Here is a 357-nt window from a genome sequence, read left to right on the forward strand (position 1 = left end):
CGGCAGCCGGCCGAAGCCGACATCGAGGCCGATGCCTTGCTCCTCCAGCCAGCGCACGGCGCCGCTGGCCGCATCCAGGCCCCAGGCGCTTCCGCCCGCAAGCAGCACGGCGTGCACCTGCTCGACCAGGTTGCCCGGGGCGAGCAGGTCGGTCTCGCGGGTGCCCGGAGCGGCGCCGCGCACGTCCACGCCGGCGACGGCCCCCTGGCGCGCGATGACGATGCTGCAGCCCGTGGGGCGGCGCGGGTCCGTGTGGTGGCCGACCTCGATGCCGGCGACGTCGGTGATCGCGCCGGCAGGCGCAGGGGAAGAGGGGGTCGTGGACATGGCCGCCCGATTATGGCGGCGCGCCCCGCC

The 357-nt window shown here is 76.8% G+C and carries 1 protein-coding gene; it reads right to left on the minus strand.

Annotated elements, in window-relative coordinates; translation table 11 throughout:
* The coding region (locus A612_RS02895) for a P1 family peptidase (protein ID WP_040435754.1) at positions 1-327 on the minus strand (327 nt) is incomplete at its 3' end.
* Between the last annotated feature and the right edge of the window lie 30 nt (positions 328-357).

Origin of the sequence: Melaminivora alkalimesophila, assembly GCF_000282995.1 — a bacterium.
Lineage (GTDB): Bacteria > Pseudomonadota > Gammaproteobacteria > Burkholderiales > Burkholderiaceae_C > Melaminivora > Melaminivora alkalimesophila.